This window comes from Streptomyces sp. NPDC002754, assembly GCF_053592315.1.
Genome location: NZ_JBSFVM010000083.1, coordinates 1 through 3,755 on the forward strand (window position 1 = coordinate 1; position 3,755 = coordinate 3,755).

The following is a 3,755-nucleotide window of genomic DNA, read 5'->3' on the forward strand; positions in this document are numbered from 1 at the left end:
TGCGCGACGCGGGAGCCACGCTACTGTCCGCCTCCATCTCCGCACGGTCCGCGGACCACTACTGCGAGCAGCTGGACGCCCTGTACACGCTGGCCGGCGACCTCTGACTGCCGTATCTGATGATCCATCACCTCACCTGAAGGGTAGGAACGTTGAGCGACATTGAGCAGTCCCCGCCGGACGTCCGACAGGCCCTCGCCGACAGCCAGGAGGCGCTGTCGGAGACCCGGCGGACCCTGTCCCGCCTAGAGCTGCGGCTGTCCCGGCTGGAGGACGAGGCCGCCATCACCTCCCTGATCCTCTCCTACGGTCCGCTGGTCGACAGCGGTCGGGCGGAGGCCGTGGCCGCCCTGTGGGAGGAGGGCGGCGTCTACGACGTGGACGAGCTGCTGATGACCGGGCGTACGGAGATCGAGGCCATGGTCCGCTCCCCCAACCACCAGCGGTGGATCGCCCGGGGCTGCGCCCATGTCGTGGGGGCGCCGCGGGTCCGGGTGCACGGCGACGAGGCCGTCGCCGTCTGCTACACCACCATGATCGTCCGCGATCCGGAGACGGAGGCATTCGCCCTGCGCCGGGCCACCGCGAACCACTGGCGGCTGCGCCGGGGCCCGGACGGCTGGCGAGTGACCGTCCGTACGAACCGGGTCCTGGACGGCCGTTCCGAGTCCCCCGAGCTGCTCGCCTCCGGTGTGGCGGCCGACGGGGCGGAAGAGAAGGCATGACCGGGGGTACGGCGCGGCGGGGAGACGGCGGGCCCGACGACCATCGGCTCATCACCGAAGGGCTCGCCCGGCTCGCCTCCGCGCTCGACACCCGGGACTGGGAGGGCATCGCCGCCGCCTTCACCACGGACGCGACCGGTTACGGCGCCACCGGCGTGCGGAACATCGTCACCGTCGTCCGGAACCATCTCGGCGGCTGCGGCCCCACCCAGCACCTGCTCGGCAATCACCGGGTGACCGTGGACGGCGACCGGGCCCGGTCCCTGACGTACGCGCGGGTGTACCACCAGGGCGCGGGCCCGTGGGCGGGCCACTTCTTCGAGTGCTGCGGCGAGTACGACGACCACTGGCGGCGCACGGAAGACCAATGGCTTTTGTGCGGCCGGGAGTTCACCATGACGATCCGGCTCGGGGACTTCGGTGTGCTGCGTCCGCCGCCGGACCTGGAGACGTGACGGGCGACCCCGCGGATCCTGCCGACCGGCCACGGTTCGAAGCCGTGGCCGGTCGGCATGTGCGCGTCGGCGCCCGGCTCAGCCCGCCGCCTCGCCCGCGGCCACACGCACGTCCCCGACCGGCGGAAGCCCCTCTGCCGGTTCGACCAGGCCGCCGCGCGCGGGGGCGCGTCCGTGCTTCATGATCAGGGCGACCACCACGCCGACGACACCCACCGCCGCCGCGTACCCGTACGCGTGGGTGAGGGCGCTGTCCGCGTAGACCACCGAACTGGTGGCCGCGTCGACCGTCAGTACATGGCCGGACATGACCACGCCGGTCAGCGCCGTGGCGATACCGGCGGACAGCAGGGTGGTCATGCCGGCGATCGAGTTGCCCACCGCGTTCTGCGAGGCGGGCAGGGAATCCTGGAGCAGGTTGGCGTTCGAGGAGTGCAGGAAGCCGTTGGCGCAGCCGCCGACCAGGGCCAGCAGGCCGATCTGCCACTGGAGGCTGAAAAGACGGGAGCCGAGGAGCATGACCAGGAGGTAGCACGCGGCGCCCGCGAGGAGGATGTTACGGGCGCCGACCTTGGTGGTCAGCCAGCCGCCGAGCGGGCCCACGAACATCGCCACGATCCCCAACGGGCAGGTCCACACGGCGAGTTCGGTGGCGGAGAGGCCGGCGCCGTAGCTGAGGCCGGGGATGCCTTCCGGTGTCCGCAGCAAGGTGGGGCTGATCAGCGCATGCGCGTTCATCATGTACGACACGCACCCGACGGCCAGCACAGTGGGGCCGAACCTCGGACCGAGCAGTACATCGAGCGAGATCAGCGGGTGGCTGCAGACACGCTCCCACGCCGCGAAGCCGATCAGCATGGCGAGGCCGAGGATCAGACAGATGAGTGTGGAACCGGCAGTCCACCCCCAGTTGCCGCCCTGGGTGATGCCGAGCAGCAGCACACCGATGCCCGGACCGAGCAGGATGGTGCCCACATAGTCGACGGGGCGGTCGACGCGCACCGGGCTCTCGGGGATGACGAAGGCGTAGAACGGCAACAGGACGACCGCGTAGAGCGCGAGGAACCAGAAGACGCCCGACGGGCCGTGCTGGTCGATGAGCCAGCCGGCCATGAAGGGGCCGACGAGCGCCGCCATGCCGACCCCGGTCACCACGGCACCCAGGGCGATGGGCACGAAGTCGCGCCGCATGATGTCGCGGACCAGGCTGTAGGAGAGGTTGACGATCCCGACGATGCAGCCCTGCAGCGCCCGCCCCACCAGCAGCATGGCGAAGGAGGACGCGAGCGCGCAGAGCACGCTGCCCGCGAGGAAGACGAGGCCGAGCAGGAGGATGACCCGCTTCTTGCCCCACTTGTCCGCGGCCTTGCCGATGATCGGCATGACGGTGGCTCCGGCGAGCGTGACGATCGAGGCGGCCCAGGCGATGTTCAGTGTCTTGAACTCACGTGCCATGTCCGGCATCGCCGGGTAGACCATCGTGATCTCGAAGGTGGCGGCCTCCGAGAGGAGGATGACCAGGACGAGCACGGCCACCGCCCTCCCTTTGGAGGCCACCGCGGGGCGCGGAGTGACGTTGTCTGCCATCGTGATCCTTTGTCCGGGTGCGGGGTACGAAAGGGTGCGGCGCGAGGGCATTGCCGCATGACGGGCAGGAAGTGCTGAGTGGCTGTCAGCTCCGGTGGCCGGGCGGCACGTTGGCCTCCCAGGGCGCTGCCTGTTCCAGCTGTGCGGCCAGGGAGACGAGCAGCCCCTCGCCCCTGGCGGCGGCGAACTGGACGCCCAGCGGCAGCCCGTCACCGTCGTGCCCGAAGGGGACGGACATCGCCGGCATGCCGGTGACGTTGTGGACGCTGGTGAACGCCGACTGCACGGCGGCGTGTTCGTAGATCGTCTCCGGCCTGCGCGTGTCGAGGACACCCAGCCGGGGCGTGGGTTGCGCCAGCGTCGGGGTGAGCAGCACGTCGTACGCCTCGAACGCGGCGCCGACCTGCCAGCCGATCTCCTGCGCCCGCCGCAGCGCCCGGCTGACGTCCGCGCCGGTGAGCGTGCGGCTGTGGTCGTGGATCACCCGTGTGAAGGGTTCGATGTCGTCGTCGGCGAGCGGCCGCCCGAGCTGTTCGAGGCGGGCGTCGATCTGGGCGACCACGTCAGCGCCCATGAGCGTGGCCGAGGTGACACCGACCTCCTCCGGCCGGTACGGGGCCTCGGCCTCGACGATCACGTGGCCGAGATCCTCGCACACCCGGGCGGCGTCGAGCACGGCACGCAAGGTGTCCGCGTGCACCGCCGGGCCGCCCGGCAGGGAGGTGACCAGCCCGATCCGCAGCCGCCCCGGATCGCGCCGCGCGCAGGCGGCGAACGAATCGGGCGCGCCGGGCGCCGCGTAGGCGTCACCGAGCAGCGGGCCCGCGGCGATGTCGAGCAGCAGCGCGCTGTCGCGCACCGTGCGGGTCACGGCGTGGTGGCCGGAGACAAGGCCGGACAGCGTGGTGGGGCGGGGCGCCGGGGAGATCCGGCCGCGGGCGGGCTTGAGGCCGAAGAGGCCACAGGCAGCGGCGGGGATACGGATCGA

General features: G+C 71.4%; 4 protein-coding genes. 2 read left to right on the plus strand and 2 right to left on the minus strand.

Going from position 1 to position 3,755, the window contains the following annotated elements; all coding sequences use genetic code 11:
* Window positions 1-152: 152 nt before the first annotated feature.
* Complete coding sequence (locus ACWD2L_RS40875) at window positions 153-725, plus strand: nuclear transport factor 2 family protein (RefSeq protein WP_451193809.1); 573 nt, start codon at window positions 153-155, stop codon at window positions 723-725.
* A complete protein-coding gene (locus tag ACWD2L_RS40880) occupies window positions 722-1,180 on the plus strand; it encodes a nuclear transport factor 2 family protein (RefSeq protein ID WP_451193812.1) in 459 nt (152 codons plus the stop codon). The genes ACWD2L_RS40875 and ACWD2L_RS40880 overlap by 4 nt, the downstream gene beginning before the upstream one ends.
* 78 nt (window positions 1,181-1,258) lie before the next feature.
* Here the strand turns inward: ACWD2L_RS40880 and ACWD2L_RS40885 are convergent, their stop codons facing one another.
* Together ACWD2L_RS40885 and ACWD2L_RS40890 are read right to left on the minus strand one after the other, a co-directional pair.
* Complete coding sequence (locus ACWD2L_RS40885) at window positions 1,259-2,767, minus strand: MFS transporter (RefSeq protein ID WP_451193815.1); 1,509 nt, start codon at window positions 2,765-2,767, stop codon at window positions 1,259-1,261.
* 85 nt (window positions 2,768-2,852) lie between these two features.
* On the minus strand, window positions 2,853-3,755 hold a 903-nt coding region (locus ACWD2L_RS40890; RefSeq protein ID WP_451193818.1), incomplete at its 5' end, for an amidase.